Annotated in this window: 14 protein-coding genes; 10 read left to right on the top strand and 4 right to left on the bottom strand. The window is 65.9% G+C overall.

The window, feature by feature from the left end; all coding sequences use genetic code 11:
- Window positions 1–310: 310 nt before the first annotated feature.
- Complete coding sequence (locus ACOHX0_RS18075) at window positions 311–1,699, bottom strand: helix-turn-helix domain-containing protein (RefSeq protein ID WP_420678551.1); 1,389 nt, start codon at window positions 1,697–1,699, stop codon at window positions 311–313.
- Window positions 1,700–1,763: 64 nt separating this feature from the next.
- The gene (locus ACOHX0_RS18070; RefSeq protein WP_420678550.1) at window positions 1,764–2,975 is read right to left on the bottom strand and encodes a multidrug effflux MFS transporter; all 1,212 of its coding nucleotides are present in this window, start codon (window positions 2,973–2,975) and stop codon (window positions 1,764–1,766) included.
- Between the two features lie 193 nt (window positions 2,976–3,168).
- On the opposite strand from ACOHX0_RS18070, the gene ACOHX0_RS18065 reads away from it, so the two are divergent.
- The 5 genes from ACOHX0_RS18065 to ACOHX0_RS18045 all read left to right on the top strand — a co-directional run bounded on the left by ACOHX0_RS18065 (window position 3,169) and on the right by ACOHX0_RS18045 (window position 6,461).
- Entirely contained in the window at window positions 3,169–4,701 is a 1,533-nt protein-coding gene (locus ACOHX0_RS18065; protein ID WP_420678549.1) for an acyl-CoA carboxylase subunit beta, read from the top strand.
- An 84-nt stretch (window positions 4,702–4,785) separates the two neighbouring features.
- Window positions 4,786–5,049 carry a DUF7218 family protein gene (locus ACOHX0_RS18060; protein ID WP_420678548.1) on the top strand — a complete coding sequence of 88 codons (264 nt, stop codon included), beginning with the start codon at window positions 4,786–4,788 and terminating at the stop codon, window positions 5,047–5,049.
- 286 nt (window positions 5,050–5,335) lie between these two features.
- Complete coding sequence (locus ACOHX0_RS18055) at window positions 5,336–5,677, top strand: DUF6497 family protein (RefSeq protein WP_420678547.1); 342 nt, start codon at window positions 5,336–5,338, stop codon at window positions 5,675–5,677.
- A 229-nt stretch (window positions 5,678–5,906) separates the two neighbouring features.
- Complete coding sequence (locus ACOHX0_RS18050) at window positions 5,907–6,047, top strand: hypothetical protein (protein WP_420664528.1); 141 nt, start codon at window positions 5,907–5,909, stop codon at window positions 6,045–6,047.
- Between the two features lie 69 nt (window positions 6,048–6,116).
- Complete coding sequence (locus ACOHX0_RS18045) at window positions 6,117–6,461, top strand: hypothetical protein (protein WP_420678546.1); 345 nt, start codon at window positions 6,117–6,119, stop codon at window positions 6,459–6,461.
- A gap of 95 nt (window positions 6,462–6,556) precedes the next feature.
- Here the strand turns inward: ACOHX0_RS18045 and ACOHX0_RS18040 are convergent, their stop codons facing one another.
- Entirely contained in the window at window positions 6,557–7,714 is a 1,158-nt protein-coding gene (locus ACOHX0_RS18040) for a DcaP family trimeric outer membrane transporter (RefSeq protein ID WP_420678545.1), read from the bottom strand.
- 650 nt (window positions 7,715–8,364) lie between these two features.
- On the opposite strand from ACOHX0_RS18040, the gene ACOHX0_RS18035 reads away from it, so the two are divergent.
- The 3 genes from ACOHX0_RS18035 (at window position 8,365) to ACOHX0_RS18025 (ending at window position 11,414) form a co-directional block, all read left to right on the top strand.
- Complete coding sequence (locus ACOHX0_RS18035) at window positions 8,365–8,568, top strand: hypothetical protein (RefSeq protein WP_420678544.1); 204 nt, start codon at window positions 8,365–8,367, stop codon at window positions 8,566–8,568.
- A 131-nt stretch (window positions 8,569–8,699) separates the two neighbouring features.
- Entirely contained in the window at window positions 8,700–10,745 is a 2,046-nt protein-coding gene (locus ACOHX0_RS18030) for an acetyl-CoA carboxylase biotin carboxylase subunit (RefSeq protein ID WP_420678543.1), read from the top strand.
- A gap of 162 nt (window positions 10,746–10,907) precedes the next feature.
- Complete coding sequence (locus tag ACOHX0_RS18025) at window positions 10,908–11,414, top strand: hypothetical protein (RefSeq protein WP_420678542.1); 507 nt, start codon at window positions 10,908–10,910, stop codon at window positions 11,412–11,414.
- A 112-nt stretch (window positions 11,415–11,526) separates the two neighbouring features.
- On the opposite strand, the gene ACOHX0_RS18020 is transcribed toward ACOHX0_RS18025, so the two are convergent.
- Entirely contained in the window at window positions 11,527–11,961 is a 435-nt protein-coding gene (locus tag ACOHX0_RS18020) for a DUF4174 domain-containing protein (protein WP_420678541.1), read from the bottom strand.
- A 177-nt stretch (window positions 11,962–12,138) separates the two neighbouring features.
- Between ACOHX0_RS18020 and ACOHX0_RS18015 the strand changes: the two genes are divergently transcribed.
- On the top strand, window positions 12,139–13,071 hold the full coding sequence (locus tag ACOHX0_RS18015; protein ID WP_420678539.1) for a hypothetical protein: 933 nt from the start codon (window positions 12,139–12,141) through the stop codon (window positions 13,069–13,071).
- On the top strand, window positions 13,037–15,163 hold the full coding sequence (gene scpA / locus ACOHX0_RS18010) for a methylmalonyl-CoA mutase (RefSeq protein ID WP_420678538.1): 2,127 nt from the start codon (window positions 13,037–13,039) through the stop codon (window positions 15,161–15,163). The genes ACOHX0_RS18015 and scpA overlap by 35 nt, the downstream gene beginning before the upstream one ends.
- Window positions 15,164–15,556 lie beyond the last annotated feature (393 nt).

Raw genomic sequence — 15,556 nt, 5'->3', positions numbered from 1 at the left:
AGGGGTCATTATCGATGGTCGCGACCGGTGGAGCCGGGCCAAAGCCGGGGGAGAATTCAGGGGCCATTTCGCAGACAAATCCGCCATCGATGACGCAGCAATACCCGGCGCAAACGCGGCTCTTGGGCGGAGCCTCCGCGGCCGGGGGTTTGTCTGCGCCGTTTCCGGGGGTGGCTGCGCTTTGCCCCATTGCTCCAATCGGAAAGGCCGCACAGAAAAACGCCAGCAATAGTCGGCCAGTCATGGGATCCCTCCTTGCAGCCGAAGACGGGAATACATCCGATAATGGCATAAAATGGCGATTCGCGCTTCAGCTCACCTCGTAAGGCAGCACGCCGCGCTGGTCGGTGTTGATGGTAAGCCGCCGCTCGAGCGGCGGGACCGAGCGCTGGTGGCAATCCTTGCGCTCGCAGATGCGGCAGGAGATGCCGATCGGCTCGTAGGCGCTGTCGTTTTTCACGTCGAGCCCGTCGGCGTAGACCAGCGCGTCGGCGTGGCGCACCTCGCACCCCAGCGCAATGGCATAGCGGCGCACCGGCGAGCCGAAGGAGCCGCCGGATTTCGAGACATCTCGCGCGAGCGAGATGTAACGCACCCCGTCCGGCGTCTCGGCCAGCTGGCGCAGGAAGCGGCCAGGTGTTTCAAACGCGCGGTGCACGTTCCACAGCGGACAGGCGCCGCCAAAGCGGGCAAATTGCAACCGTGTGGCCGAGTGCCGCTTGGTGATCGTGCCGGCCTGATCGACCCGCACGAAAAAGAACGGCACCCCCTTGGCGCCGGGCCGCTGCAGGGTGGAGAGCCGGTGCGCCACCTGCTCGATCGAGGCGGTGAAGCGGGTTGCCAGCAGTTCGAGATCGTGGCGGCATTCCTGTGCGGCCTCCAGGAAGCGGCGGTAGGGCATCAGGGCGGCGCCCGCAAAATAGTTGGCAAGGCCGATCTTGGCGATGGCGCGGGCCTCATCGCTCTGGAAACGCGCAAAGTCGAGCGTTGCCTCCAAAAGCTTGTTCTGCCGCAAGAGCGCCACCTGCAGCAGCATTTGGAACAGCTGCGTCTGCGGCGCCGCGCGGTTGGAGAGGTGCAGCGTGCGGCTCTCCGCGTGATAGCGGCGCAGGCCGGTCATCTCGCTCTGCTGCAGGGTGACGCCGCTCTGCTCCAATGCGGCAATGGCGGCGGCGCGGATGTCGGGCGCATCGGCGAAATGCTCGGCCGCGCGGTCCACCGCGTCGATGTAGTTGTCGCAGTAGTGGAAGAAGTCGCGCACCTCCTCCCAGGGGCTGGCCTGGATGCGGGCATCCTCGCGCCCCAGCGCCTCGTCCAGCGAGGCGAGCCGTTCGTGCGTCTGCCGGTAGGCGCGGTGCAGGGTCAGGAAGGCGCGTGCGAGCGCAGGCGCATTAGACGCGGTGAGCCGCAGGTCCGCCAGCGGCGGGGCATCGTCGGCAAAGACCGGATCGGCCATCGCCTCGCGCATGTCGCTGACCAGCCGCTCGCTGTCGCCCGCGCTGAGCTCGGTCACGTCCATGCCGAACTCCTGCGCCAGCGCCAGCACCACCGTGGTCGAGACCGGGCGGTTGTTGTTCTCCATCTGGTTCAGATAGGGCAGGGAGACGCCGAGCTTGGCGGCGAAATCCTTCTGCGTCAGCGCCAGCCGGGTGCGCATCTCGCGCAGCTTGGCGCCGGCATAAAGTTTCTGGGTGGCCATGGGGCGCGCCTTTGCAAATATCTGTCGCGGGGAAGGTATAGTTGCAAACCCGCGCCCGCAAGGCTCATTGGCTAAGCTGCCGCTCGCGCCGGATCACCAGCATGATCGAGGCGAGCCCCAGAATGGCCGTGCCCAGCATGATCAGCAGGAGCGGCACCGCGGTCGAGCCCTCCACCAGGAGCCAGCCGGCAAAGGCGCTGAGCCCCGCGCCCGCGCCGATCATGATAGCGCCGCTGAGGCCGGAAGCGGTGCCCGCGAGATGCGGGCGGACCGAGATCGCCCCCGCGGTGGCATTGGGGATCGCCATGCCGTTGCCCAGCCCGACAAAGCACATCAGGCCAAAGAAGGTGAGCACGCTATCGGCGCCCGCCATCGCGATTCCCAGCGACAGCGCCACGCCCGCGCCGTTGATCACGCAGCCCCAGAGCACCATCCAGTTGACGCCCATGCGGGTGGAGTAGCGGCCGGAGATGAAGTTGCCTGCGAAATAGCCCACCGCAGGCGCCGAGAAATAGATGCCGAGCTCGGCCGTGCTGAGGCCATAGACTTCGCTGCCGACAAAGGGCGCGCCGCCCAGGTAGGCGAAGAAGGCGCCCGAGGCGAGGCCGGAGGCCAGCGAATAGCCCCAGAACCGCGGCGAGCGGAACAGTTCGGGGTATTCGCGGAACTGCGCGGCGAGCGTCTTGCCGCTCTTGTGCGCGGTCTCGCCGAAATCGGTGTAGGTGATCGCGAGCGTGGCCGCCCCCACCGCAAACAGCATCCAGAAGTTTGCGGTCCAGCCCAGCCACTGGTCGAGCACGCCGCCGATCGCCGGACCAATCATCGGCACCACCGCCATGCCCATGGTGACATAGCCGATCATGCTGGCGGCGCGGTCGGTGTCATACATGTCGCGCACCGCAGCGCGGCTGAGCACCATGGTGGCGGCCACCACCGCCTGGCCCATGCGGAACAGCAGGAATATCTCGGCGCTGGGGGCGTAGATGCAGCCGAGCGTCGCCAGCAGGAACAGCACCATGCTGGCCAGAAGCACCGGGCGGCGGCCCATCTGGTCGGAGACCGGCCCGACCAGGATCTGCACCACGGCGTTTACTGCGAGGTAAAGCGCGACCGAGAGCTGCATCAGCCTGTAGTCGGCCTGGAAATACTCCGCCATCCCCGGCAGCGAGGGCAGGAAGATGTTCATGCCTAGCGCCGACAGGCCCGCAAGCAGGATCAGCGTGAAGATGCGCGGCGGGCTGCGGTGGCCGGTCAGGCGGGCATTATATGTGGACATACCATCCGCTTAGAGCAGGCTCGCGCCCTTGTCCATCGCCGGTTGCATGGCGGCTGGGGAAGGCGGGTATAGTTTGCCGGTTTTCATGTTTGCACAGGTTATATGCATAGAATTTGCAAATTTGCGAATATTGCCTTTGGCTTTCTGCACCCGCAAGATATGGTCGCCCCGAAATCTACAGGGGACATGTGCCATGAAAGATATCCTTTCCGAGCTGGAAGACCGCCGCGAGGACGCGCGGCTGGGCGGCGGACAGCGCCGCATCGACGCGCAGCACGGGCGCGGCAAGCTGACAGCGCGCGAACGGATCGAGCTTCTGCTGGACGAGGACAGCTTCGAGGAGTTCGACATGTTCGTCTCCCACCGCTGCACCGATTTCTCGATGCAGGAGCAGCGCCCGGCGGGCGACGGTGTGGTCACCGGCTGGGGCACCATCAACGGCCGCATGGTCTATGTGTTCTCCCAGGACTTCACCGTGTTCGGCGGCTCGCTCTCTGAGACCCACGCCCAGAAGATCTGCAAGATCATGGATATGGCGGTGCAGAACGGCGCGCCGGTGATCGGGATCAACGATTCCGGCGGGGCGCGCATTCAGGAAGGCGTCGCCTCGCTTGCGGGCTATGCCGAAGTGTTCCAGCGCAACATTATGGCCTCGGGCGTGGTGCCGCAGATCTCAGTCATCATGGGTCCTTGTGCGGGCGGGGCGGTCTATTCGCCTGCGATGACCGATTTCATCTTCATGGTGAAAGACACCTCCTACATGTTCGTGACCGGCCCCGATGTGGTGAAGACGGTGACCAACGAGGTGGTGACGGCTGAGGAACTGGGCGGTGCCTCCACCCACACCCGGAAGTCCTCCGTTGCCGATGGCGCCTTCGAAAACGACGTCGAAGCGCTGGCCGAGGTGCGCCGGCTGGTCGACTTCCTGCCGCTCAACAACCGCGAGAAGCCGCCGGTGCGGCCCTTCTTCGACCAGCCCGGCCGCCTGGAGGACAGCCTCGACACGCTGATCCCGGAAAACCCGAACACGCCCTACGACATGAAGGAACTCATCACCAAAGTGGCGGATGAGGGCGATTTCTACGAGATCCAGGAGGATTTCGCGAAGAACATCATCACCGGCTTCATTCGTCTTGAAGGCCAGACCGTGGGCGTGGTCGCCAACCAGCCGATGGTGCTGGCGGGATGTCTCGACATCGACTCGTCGCGCAAGGCCGCGCGTTTCGTGCGTTTCTGCGACTGTTTCGAGATCCCGATCCTGACCTTCGTCGACGTGCCGGGATTCCTGCCGGGCACCTCCCAGGAGTACGGCGGCGTCATTAAGCATGGGGCGAAGCTGCTGTTTGCCTATGGCGAAGCCACCGTGCCCAAGGTCACCGTGATCACCCGCAAGGCTTATGGCGGCGCCTATGACGTGATGGCCTCCAAGCACCTGCGCGGCGACTTCAACTACGCCTGGCCGACAGCCGAAATCGCGGTGATGGGCGCCAAGGGGGCGACTGAAATCATCCACCGCGCCGATCTGAACGATGCCGACAAGATCGCCGCCAAGACCAAGGAATACGAGGACCGCTTCGCCAATCCCTTCGTCGCGGCCGAGCGCGGCTTCATCGACGAGGTGATCATGCCGCATTCCACCCGCAAGCGGGTCAGCCGGGCTTTTGCTTCCTTGCGCAACAAAAAGCTGAAGAACCCGTGGAAGAAACACGACAACATTCCGCTGTGACGGGCCGGTTGGGGAGGCTGGCAGCGATGGCAAACTCGGGAACCGCAGCAGGCCGCTTGGGGTTGTCCTCCAAAGGAGGACACCATGACCAAGAACCACGGCCCGTCCATCAAGGACGACGAGACCTACGAAAAGCTGCGCGAGCAGGGGGCTTCCAAGCAGAAGGCCGCCCGTATCGCCAATGCTCAGGCCAGCGGCAGCCAGTCTCCCTCCAAGAAGGGCGGCAAGCAGCCGCCCTACGAGGAATGGACCAAGGAGGACTTGTACGAGCGTGCCCGGGAACTGGAGATCGAGGGGCGCTCGTACATGAGCAAGGACGAGCTGATCGAGGCGCTCAGGAACAGTTGATTGCAGCCGGGCAGGGGGCTTCGGCCTGCCCGGAATTTGAGCGGGTGCAGGCGATTCTGCCCGCAACCGAATCAATGTTTGACTTGATGAGCGAATCGGCCCCATGATCCGCCGCAGCCGGATATGGACAGCGCGCGCCTTGAGCGCAGCGCCAGCAGCCCCGGCCGGAGGAGCCCGCCACGGCGGGGGCTGGGGCTGCGGATATCCGTCGATTTCCCGTGCCGTTCTGTCTGCCGTTGCCGGCTGTGTTGCCGCTATTCTTCCCCCACTGGCCGCCGCGCAGGAGGTGCAGCCCGCGCTTGCGGTGCCCTCGGGGCAGGCGGTGACCCTGTCCGAGGTGCTGCTGGACGATACGCCGGGCGAGGTCTGGGCCCGCTTCCGCTTTGTCGCCCCGGCGATCGCCCGGCATGGCGGCGGCTTGGGTCACGGGGACGCGGCGCCGGATATGGACCACCTCTGCCGCACCCTGGCCCTGCCCTACCTGCGGGAGCAGGGGCTCACCGCGGCGCGGGTGGTGATCTCGCTGGCGGACCGGGCGCTGCCCTTCGGCACCCGCGACAGCGCTGCCACCCAGTTCTTCGAGGCTTACCGCCCTGAAGGTGCCGATTGTGTCTGGGAGGGGCTGTGATGGCGCTGCCGGCTCACCCCGCTCCGAAATTGTTTGCCGCAGTGCGGCATGCGCGGTTTCTTGCGTCTTCGCAGCCACATCGCGGCCATTTGGCGCGATTAGCATGTGCAATACCCGTTTTCCCCAGTATTCTTGCAACGGACGGCGTTTGCGCCGTCTTTAACATGAGACTGAGGCACGTGAGGGGACACCCCCTTGCAGGTTTCACAATCAAATTCAGGAGACAGGAATGTCCAAAAGCATCAAGCTCATCGCCATGGCCGGCCTGCTGGCCGCCGTTGCCGCCTGCGCCCAGCAGGAAGAAGAATTCGTCGTTGTCGAGCCCGAGCCGGTTTCGCAAGAGCCCGTCTTCACCGGCAAGTACAAGTAAAAACTACAGGGGTCCGGCCCTGCGGCCGGCCCCCGCCGCCCCGCGGGGTGCCGGACCGGAGGCACCCAGATGCTGAAACACCGCGGGTTCCCCGGCCGTATGCCGGGGTCAGATTATCAATTCACTATCCGCCGCCCGAACCCCAAGGGGGTGACACCGCTGACCCGGCGCGAGCGTTTCCGCGACCGCAAACCGGTGGACCGGCGCGCCGACGCCCTGTTCATGCAGGCGCTGTGGGAGCAGTTCGGCCCCGAGCCCTTCGAGCGCGGCAACCTTGACGCCGGGCGGCTCAGCTGGCTGTTCGGCCGCGAAGTGCTGCCCGCGGAAGACCCCTTTGATCCGGAAAGCTATGAAGCGCTGCTGGTGATCGACGAAAGCGCCGCGCGCGCAGCCTTTCCGGAGGCCTTTGGCTGATGCAAGAGGCCCGGGCGCATATTCCGGCGGCGGCCGCGCAAGATGCCTTGCGCGGCGCGCCCCTGCGCCTGGAGGCCTGCGGGTTGCGCCCCGGCTCAGAAGTCGAGCTGAAGCGCCACCTGCACACGGTCGCCGTCGAAGCTGCGGCCGGTGGGGGCATCGTCGCGCTCGCCCCTGAAGTATTCCGCGCTCAGGGTCAGATTGTCGGTCAGCTTGTAGAAGGCGTTGACGTGCACTGTCTCCTGCTCGGTGAAGGAGAGCGTGCCAGTCGAGGTCGGCAGATCGTATTCCTCCTTGCCGTAGGCGATGCCCACATTCCAGCGCGGCCCGATGTCCTGGCGGTACTCGACGGTGTAGCCGTCGACGTCATTGGCGACCCCGCCGACGATCGCATCGCCGCCGCCGATCAGCAGCGGCCCGATCGCCTCGCCGGTGACATAGGTCACATTGAACAGCCCGCCCTCCCAGGGGCGCACCGCGCCGGAGAGGGTGATGCCGGTCTGGTCGACCTCCACCGTGCCGTCGTCGGTCGTGCCGTAAAGCCCGGCGATCCGCGCCGTGTACTGGTCGTTGCTGAACTGCGCGGCCGCGGTGACGATGGGATCGTCCGAGGCGACCGCGCTTTCCTCGATCGAGACACTGTATTGGAAGCCGTTGCCGAAGCTGTTGGTGAAGCGTACCTGCGGCTTGCGGGCAAAGGTGATGCCGACAGGGCCGTCGAACTCGACCGAGACCGGGTATTCGTTGATCGGCATGAAGTTGGTCCAGGTCTGGCCGATCAGCCAGTTCTCTCCGATCTCCACATTGGCGTGGCGCACCCGCAGTTCCGGCGTATCGCTGGAGCCGCCGAACAGGTCCAGTTCCAGCTGGCCGCGGATCTCGCCGATGGCGCTTGGCGTGACGGTGCGAATGCCGATCCGGGACTGGCGGATGGTGCCGTCGAACCGGCCGTTGGTGGCATTGGCCGGCTCGCCGATGTTCGGAACGAACGCGCTGTCGCCCTGTTCGAAGTCAAAGTCATAAAAGAAATCGGCCTTCACGTAGCCGTAGATATCCAGCGTCGTGCCCCCCAGTTGGAAATCGCCGGGCTGCGCGGCCGAGGCTGCGCCTGCCTCCAGCGCCTCGACCCGGGCGCGCAGCGCGTCCAGCTCGGAGCGCTGATCGCTTTGCGCCCCGGCAGCTCCGGCGGTCAGCGCCCCGGCGGTCATTGCGGCGGCGGCACAGATCGTCCGTCCCCTGTTCAGTGCTGTCATGGGAATTGCCCTCCTCGTTCTCTCCCCGGGAAAAAGGCTGCTACGCGCCGCGGGGGCGGGGAAGTCACATCAATGCGAGCCGCCGTGAGAATCCGGTCGCGCAGATGTGAAAATTTCTCACGCCCGGATCACGGCGGCGTGAATTGCTTCGCCAAGCCTTTGCAAGCCCTCACCGGTTTGCCGCGCCTGCGGCTTCCCAGATCACGCGGATTGTCCGCCGGGCGAACACGCCGTCACGAGGAAGTGACACAGGCTTCCCCTTCCCGCGGCCTGCAAAACACGGCGCATGTCGGCGTGATCCTGCACGGGGCTGTTCAGATTGAGCGGGAACCTGCCCAAAACAGGGGCTGTCCGATTCCGGTGCTTACAGGCGGGCTCCGCAAAGGCATCGTGAACGTGGCAGCGCAGCCTCGCTGCAGTGCCGAGCATCTGTTCCGGCCAAATCGCCTGAACGGGCAGGCCTGCGCCCCCAATCGCGGTCTGCCCGCCTTTTCCCCCCCTGATGCAGCGGCAAAGGCTTGCCACATTCCCCCCCGGATGTGGCAAGCCTCCGCCGATCCGGCTGCGGTCCTGCGCCGCGGCTTGCAAGCCCTTGCACCGCTTACCAAATCCCATGGGAACAATATTCCCCCCGAAGAAGGATTTCAGGCATGCGGGCAAAACCTCTCTATGCGGCAGCGGCGCTCTGCGCCTTCCTGGCCGCCTGTGGCGACACCACCGGCGAACGGCTCATCTACGGCGCAGGCGCCGGCGCGGCCGGCTCGGCGCTGCTCAACGGCAACCTGGTCACCGGCGCCGCGGTTGGCGCTGCTGCGAACCTCGTCTACTGCCAGGAAAACCCGCATCGCTGCTGAGGCGCCTGCCGCCAGCCCGCTGATCCGCCGGCCGCTGCCGGCCGCACCCGCATCACCGCAGACGCCGCGCCCGGAGAGCCTCCGGGGGCGGCGTTTTGCGTTTCGGAACATCAAGAAACAAGGGACTGCCTATGTTTGAAAAGATCCTGATCGCCAACCGGGGAGAGATCGCCTGCCGCGTCATTAAGACGGCGCGCAAGATGGGCATCAAGACCGTGGCCATCTATTCCGACGCCGACAAGCACGCGCTGCATGTGAAGATGGCCGATGAGGCCGTCCGCATCGGCCCGGCGCCCGCCAACCAATCCTATATCGTGATCGACAAGGTGATGGAGGCGATCCGCGCAACCGGCGCGCAGGCGGTGCATCCAGGCTATGGTTTCCTTTCGGAAAACAGCCGGTTCGCAGAGGCTCTTGAAGCCGAAGGGGTGGCCTTTGTCGGCCCGCCGAAGGGCGCGATTGAGGCGATGGGCGACAAGATCACCTCCAAGAAGATCGCCCAGGAGGCGGGTGTGAGCACCGTGCCCGGCTACATGGGGCTGATCGCGGACGCCGAAGAAGCGGTGAAGATTTCGAACGAGGTCGGCTACCCGGTGATGATCAAAGCCTCCGCCGGCGGCGGCGGCAAGGGCATGCGTATCGCCTGGAACGACGATGAGGCGCGCGAAGGCTTCCAGTCCTCCAAGAACGAGGCCGCGAATTCCTTTGGCGATGACCGGATCTTCATCGAGAAATTTGTGACCCAGCCGCGCCACATCGAAATCCAGGTGCTCTGCGACAAGCACGGCAACGGCATCTATCTGGGCGAGCGCGAATGCTCGATCCAGCGCCGCAACCAGAAAGTGGTGGAAGAGGCCCCGTCGCCGTTCCTCGATGAAGAAACCCGCCGCGCCATGGGCGAGCAGGCCGTCGCACTGGCCAAGGCCGTGGGCTATACAAGCGCAGGCACCGTAGAGTTCATCGTCGATGGCGAGAAGAACTTTTACTTCCTGGAAATGAACACCCGCTTGCAGGTGGAGCACCCGGTGACCGAACTGATCACTGGCGTTGATCTGGTGGAGCAGATGATCCGCGTAGCCGATGGCGGCGAGCTGCCGCTGCGCCAGGAGGACGTGAAGCTCACCGGCTGGGCGATCGAGAACCGCCTTTATGCCGAAGATCCTTACCGCAACTTCCTGCCCTCCATCGGCCGCCTGACCCGCTACCGCCCGCCGCAGGAAACCGCCGCTGGCCCAATGTTGGAAAACGGCAGGTGGCAGGGCGATGCGCCCGCGGGCGAGGCCGCCGTGCGCAACGACACCGGCGTTCTCGAGGGCGGCGAGATCTCGATGTACTATGACCCGATGATCGCCAAGCTCTGCACCTGGGCGCCGACCCGGGAGGAGGCGATCGAGGCGATGCGCATCGCGCTCGACAGTTTCGAGGTTGAGGGCATCGGCCACAACCTGCCATTCCTGTCGGCGGTGATGGATCATCCGAAATTTGTCTCTGGCGACATGACCACGGCCTTCATCGCCGAGGAGTTTCCGGACGGTTTCAATGGTGCGGCGCTGCCTGAGGAAGACCTGCGCAAGATCGCGGCAGCCTGCGCGGCGATGCACCGGGTGGCCGAAATCCGCCGCACGCGTGTTTCGGGCCGGATGGACAACCACGAGCGCAAGGTGGGCACCGATTGGGTCGTCTCGCTGCAGGACCAGTCCTTCAAAGTGGTGGTCGACGCCGACCGCGAGGGCGCTACCGTGCGCTTTGACGGCGGCGCGGCGCTGCGCGTCACTTCGGACTGGACCCCGGGCGACCAGCTGGCGACGCTGGATGTGGCGGGCGAGACGCTGGTGCTGAAGACCGGCAAGATCACCCAGGGCTTCCGCATCCGCTCCCGCGGGGCTGACATGAAGGTGCATGTGCGCACCCCGCGCCAGGCCGAACTGGCGGCGCTGATGCCGGAGAAACAGGCGCCCGACACCTCCAAGATGCTGCTCTGCCCGATGCCCGGCCTGATCGTGAAGGTCGATGTCGAAGTGGGGCAGGAGATCCAGGAAGGCCAGGCGCTTTGCACCGTCGAGGCGATGAAGATGGAGAACATCCTGCGGGCCGAACGGCAGGGGGTGGTGGCCAAGATCAATGCAGGCCCCGGCGACAGCCTGGCAGTCGACGACGTGATCATGGAATTCGAGTGATGTATCACGGGGCGGGCATAGGTGTGCGGCGGGCGGGGCCTTCGGTCCGGCCTGCCGGCACTTTCCTCCGGGGCGGCCCCGCCGCGCCGGGGCCTGCCCCGTGCACCGAATCTTCAGGATTTTCCGGCACCCTTGCGGCGTCCGACGTTGTGAAGGTGCCGAATGCTGCTCCGTGCCCTCTTTTGCCTGCTGGCTCCCCTGGCCGCCCTCTCCGGCTGCTCGCTGGACGAGGAGACGGCGCTGCGCGCCCGGCTGGCCGGCTGGGTGGAGCTGGGGGAGACCTATTTCTTCCAATCCTCGATGAGCTGCACCGCAGCCGTCTTCCACACCGGCGAAAGCCCGCGGGTCACCTCGCTGGTGGAGCGGGCGCGCTCGCTGGAGACCGGCATGAAGTTGCTGGGACAGGGGCAGCCGGTGGTCTTTGCCGTGGCCGGGAAATCCCCCAATGCGCTGACCGAGGCGATCATGTCGCGCGATCTGCCGCAGGGGCTCGGGGTGCTGAATTCCGGGCTGGCCGGCCTCAGCTGCATGAGCGACCTGGTCAAGGCGATCTACTACCAGGCCATCCGCAACCCGGAGTCCAAACTGGTCTTTGTGCCGGAAACCCGGGCAATGCTGGTGCTGGACCGGCAGGCAATGGCGCTGATCTACGTGCGCAGCAACGGTTAGGCCGGCTTTTCACGACAGGGCTGCAGCGGCGGGGAAGGCGTTTGCAAACGCCTTCACGCGGTTCTCCTGCCGCGTTCAAGCCGCTTGCAAGCGGCTTGGGCCGGGGGGCCGGTCAGCTGCCGCGCCGCTCTTCCACCTCGCGCAGGCGCTCGGGGAACTTGTCGATGGTGCGGGTGATCTCGCGCACGGTCCAGGGGTGCGGTTTCCTGAGCTTCACCCCGCCGTCCTTGCCCACCAGCACCAGCATGAAGCCGCGCGGGCGCAGCTTCTTGCGCAGGGCCGAGCGGGCCGAAGGGTCGGTATCGGTCAGCACGACCACATCGCGCTCCAAGAGCATCTGCGCACCCTGCGTCAGCCGCTCCATCTGTTCGTGGAAGCGCGGGTCTTCGGGGCTGTCGGCAAACACCACAACGGGGCGGTGCTTCCAGCGGAATTCCTCCAGCGCCACGTCCTGCCCAGGCTGCACCAGCGCCGGCGCGCCCTCGTCCTGGGCCCAGGCGGCGAATGGAAGAAAGCCTGCCAAAACAAAGGTTAGGATGGGTCTCATGATCTCTCCTGTCCCGTTGAATATATGCGCAGCGGCGGCGAATGCGACCGGGAAACCAAAGACCAGCGCAAAAAATATCATCGTTAACGGCTTCGAGAGGGCTTGCCTGCCATGATCCAGCAGTTCCCCTTGACCGGGCTGCGGTCCGCGGCCCCCCAGCAGAGGCCCCGTCGCACGATGAAGCTCATACTCCACACCGGCGCCCACCGCTGCGCCACCAGCTCCTTCCAGGAATACCTGCGCCAGAACACCCCGGTGCTGGCGCCGCAGGGGCTGGCTATCTGGGGGCCCCAGCGCACCCGAAACGGGCTGTTCCACGGCATCCAGCCGGGGCCCGCGGCCGCAACCGGGCGCGATTTCGCGCAGCGCGCGGGCGGGCGGCTGCGGCTGCATCTGGAGGCCTGCCGCGGCGAAGGTGTGCAGCAGCTCCTGATCAGCGACGAGAACATGCTCGGCACCCTGCGCGAGAACCTGCGGCTTGGTGCGCTTTACTGCGGTGCAGGGGAGCGGATGGCCCGGTTTGCCGAGGCCTTTGGCGGCGCAGTCACGGACTTGGCGCTGAACATCCGCAGCCTGGAGAGCTACTGGACCTCGGCGCTGGCCTATGCGGTGGCGCGCGGCCACCAGGCAGCGCCCGCGGCGCAGCTTGCGAGGCTGGCAGCGGCGCAGCGCAGCTGGCGCGATGTGATCACCGACATCGCCTGCGCCATGCCCGGCGTGCGCCTGCATGTGCTGCCGTTCGAGACCTTCGGCCCGCGGCCGGAGGCGCAGCTGGCGGCGCTCACCGGACTTGCCGCGCCGCGCACCCACGCGCGGGTGCGGCTCAACGCGGCGCTCTGCTTGCAGGACCTGCGTGCCAGCCTGCCACCCGCCGCCGCCGCCCGCCTGCCCGAGGGCAGCGGCCGCTGGCGCCCCTTCAGCGAAGCCCAGGCAGCAGCGCTGCGCGAGGCTTACGCGGATGACATCCTGTGGCTGGCAGGCGGCGCCGATGGCACCGCCACGCTGGTGCAGGATCCGGATAAACAGGCGGCGGGCATGAACCCGCCCCGCACAGACCTGACAAGAGGAAGACCTGATGACGAAGAAAGACGAATGGCAGGCTCTGGCTGAAAAAGAGCTGCGCGGACGGGCGGTTGACGACCTCAATTGGCAGACGCTGGAAGGCATCGAGGTCAAGCCGCTCTACACCGAGGAAGATACGCGGGAACTGCCGCACATGGGCTCGCTGCCGGGCATTGGCCCCTTCACCCGGGGCGTCAAGGCGACCATGTACGCAGGCCGCCCCTGGACCATCCGCCAGTATGCGGGCTTTTCCACCGCCGAAGAATCCAACGCCTTCTACCGCCGCAACCTGGCCGCAGGCCAGCAGGGGGTTTCGGTCGCCTTCGATCTGGCCACCCACCGCGGCTATGACAGCGACCACCCGCGCGTGGTCGGCGATGTCGGCAAGGCTGGTGTCGCAATCGACTCTGTCGAGGACATGAAAATCCTGTTCGACGGCATCCCGCTCGATCAGGTCTCTGTCTCGATGACGATGAACGGCGCGGTGATCCCGGTGCTGGCTTCTTTCATCGTCGCAGGGGAGGAGCAGGGCCACGACAAATCCCTGCTGGCGGGCACCATCCAGAACGACATCCTGAAGGAGTTCATGGTCCGCAACACCTATATCTATCCGCCCAAGCCCTCGATGCGGATCATCTCGGACATCATCGAGTACACCTCGAACGAGATGCCCAAGTTCAACTCGATCTCGATCTCCGGCTACCACATGCAGGAGGCCGGCGCGAACCTGGTGCAGGAGCTGGCCTACACGCTGGCGGACGGGCGCGAATATGTGCGCGCTGCGATTGACGCGGGCATGGATGTGGATAAATTCGCAGGCCGGCTCAGCTTCTTCTTCGCCATCGGCATGAATTTCTTCATGGAAATCGCCAAGCTGCGCGCCGCGCGCACTCTTTGGCACCGGGTGATGACCGATTTCGGGGCCAAGAACGAGCGCTCCAAGATGCTGCGCACCCATTGCCAGACCTCGGGCGTGAGCCTGCAGGAGCAGGACCCCTACAACAACGTGATCCGCACCGCTTATGAGGCGATGAGCGCGGTGCTCGGCGGCACCCAATCGCTGCACACCAACGCGCTGGACGAGGCCATCGCGCTGCCGACGGATTTCTCCGCCCGCATCGCCCGCAACACCCAGCTGGTGCTGCAGGAGGAGACCGGAGTGACCAATGTGGTCGATCCGCTGGCGGGCTCCTACTACGTCGAAAGCCTGACGAATGAGCTGGTCGAGAAGGCCTGGGCGCTGATGGAGGAGGTCGAGGAGATGGGCGGCATGACCAAGGCGGTCGAGTCCGGCATGCCCAAGCTCCGCATCGAGGAGTCGGCGGCGCGCCGCCAGGCGATGATCGACCGCGGCGAGGAAGTCGTGGTCGGCGTCAACAAGTACCGCAAGGACAAGGAAGACCCGATCGACATCCTCGATGTCGACAACGTCAAGGTGCGCGAAGCGCAGATCGCCCGTCTGCAGAAGATGCGCGGCACCCGCGACGAGGCTGCCTGCCAGGCGGCGCTCGATGATCTCACCCGCCGCGCCAGGGACGGCGGCAACCTTCTGGAGGCCGCCGTGGAGGCGGCCCGGGCCCGGGCCTCTGTCGGAGAAATCAGCATGGCAATGGAAAAGGAATTCGGCCGTCACCGCGCCGAAGTCAAAACCCTGGCCGGCGTCTATGGCGCCGCTTACGAGGGCGACGAGGGCTTTGCCGCGATCCAGAAGTCGATCGAGGATTTTGCCGCCGAGGAAGGCCGCCGCCCGCGTCTGCTGGTGGTCAAGATGGGCCAGGATGGCCACGACCGCGGCGCCAAGGTGATTGCCACCGCCTTTGCCGACATCGGCTTTGACGTCGACGTGGGTCCGCTGTTCCAGACGCCCGCGGAAGCCGCCCAGGACGCCATCGACAATGACGTGCATGTGGTCGGCATCTCCAGTCAGGCCGCGGGCCACAAGACGCTGGCGCCGCAGCTGGTGGAGGCGCTGAAGGCGGAAGGCGCAGGCGACATTATCGTGATCTGCGGCGGCGTGATCCCGCAGCAGGATTACGACTTCCTCCACAAGGCCGGCGTGAAGGCCATCTTCGGCCCCGGAACCAACATCCCGGAAGCGGCGCAGGACATCCTGAAACTGATCCGCGAAGCGCGCAGCTGAGCGCCTTGGCGGCCGGCGGGGCAGGGGCTCCCGCGGCCGCAGAAGCCTTGCCCTTCGGGCAAGATCCTTTGGCGGCCTTGGGCCGCGCAGCGGGCCCCACGGGGCCGCTGCCGCCGCGCGCGCCAGAGGCGCGCGCGGCCCCGCCCAACCGGAGCGGATGCGGCTTTGACGCATCGGGCGACGGGCGGGAGCGCGCGATCCCAGTTGGACACCTCCGGAAACCTCTGGCTGATCGGCGGATAACGTGATTCACTTCCCGCGTAACCGGGAGGCGGCCATGTCGAGGCAAGCAGGCTTCTGGAGCGTTGATGACCGGCTGGCGGAGATCTCGGCGGGTGGCGATCCGCTGGAGACATTGAATGCCACGGTGGATTTCGAGCGCTTTCGGCCAAT

It is taken from the genome of Cribrihabitans pelagius (assembly GCF_048820915.1).
GTDB classification, from domain to species: Bacteria; Pseudomonadota; Alphaproteobacteria; order Rhodobacterales; family Rhodobacteraceae; genus Cribrihabitans_A; species Cribrihabitans_A pelagius.
This window is presented reverse-complemented; position numbering and strand designations above follow the sequence as displayed.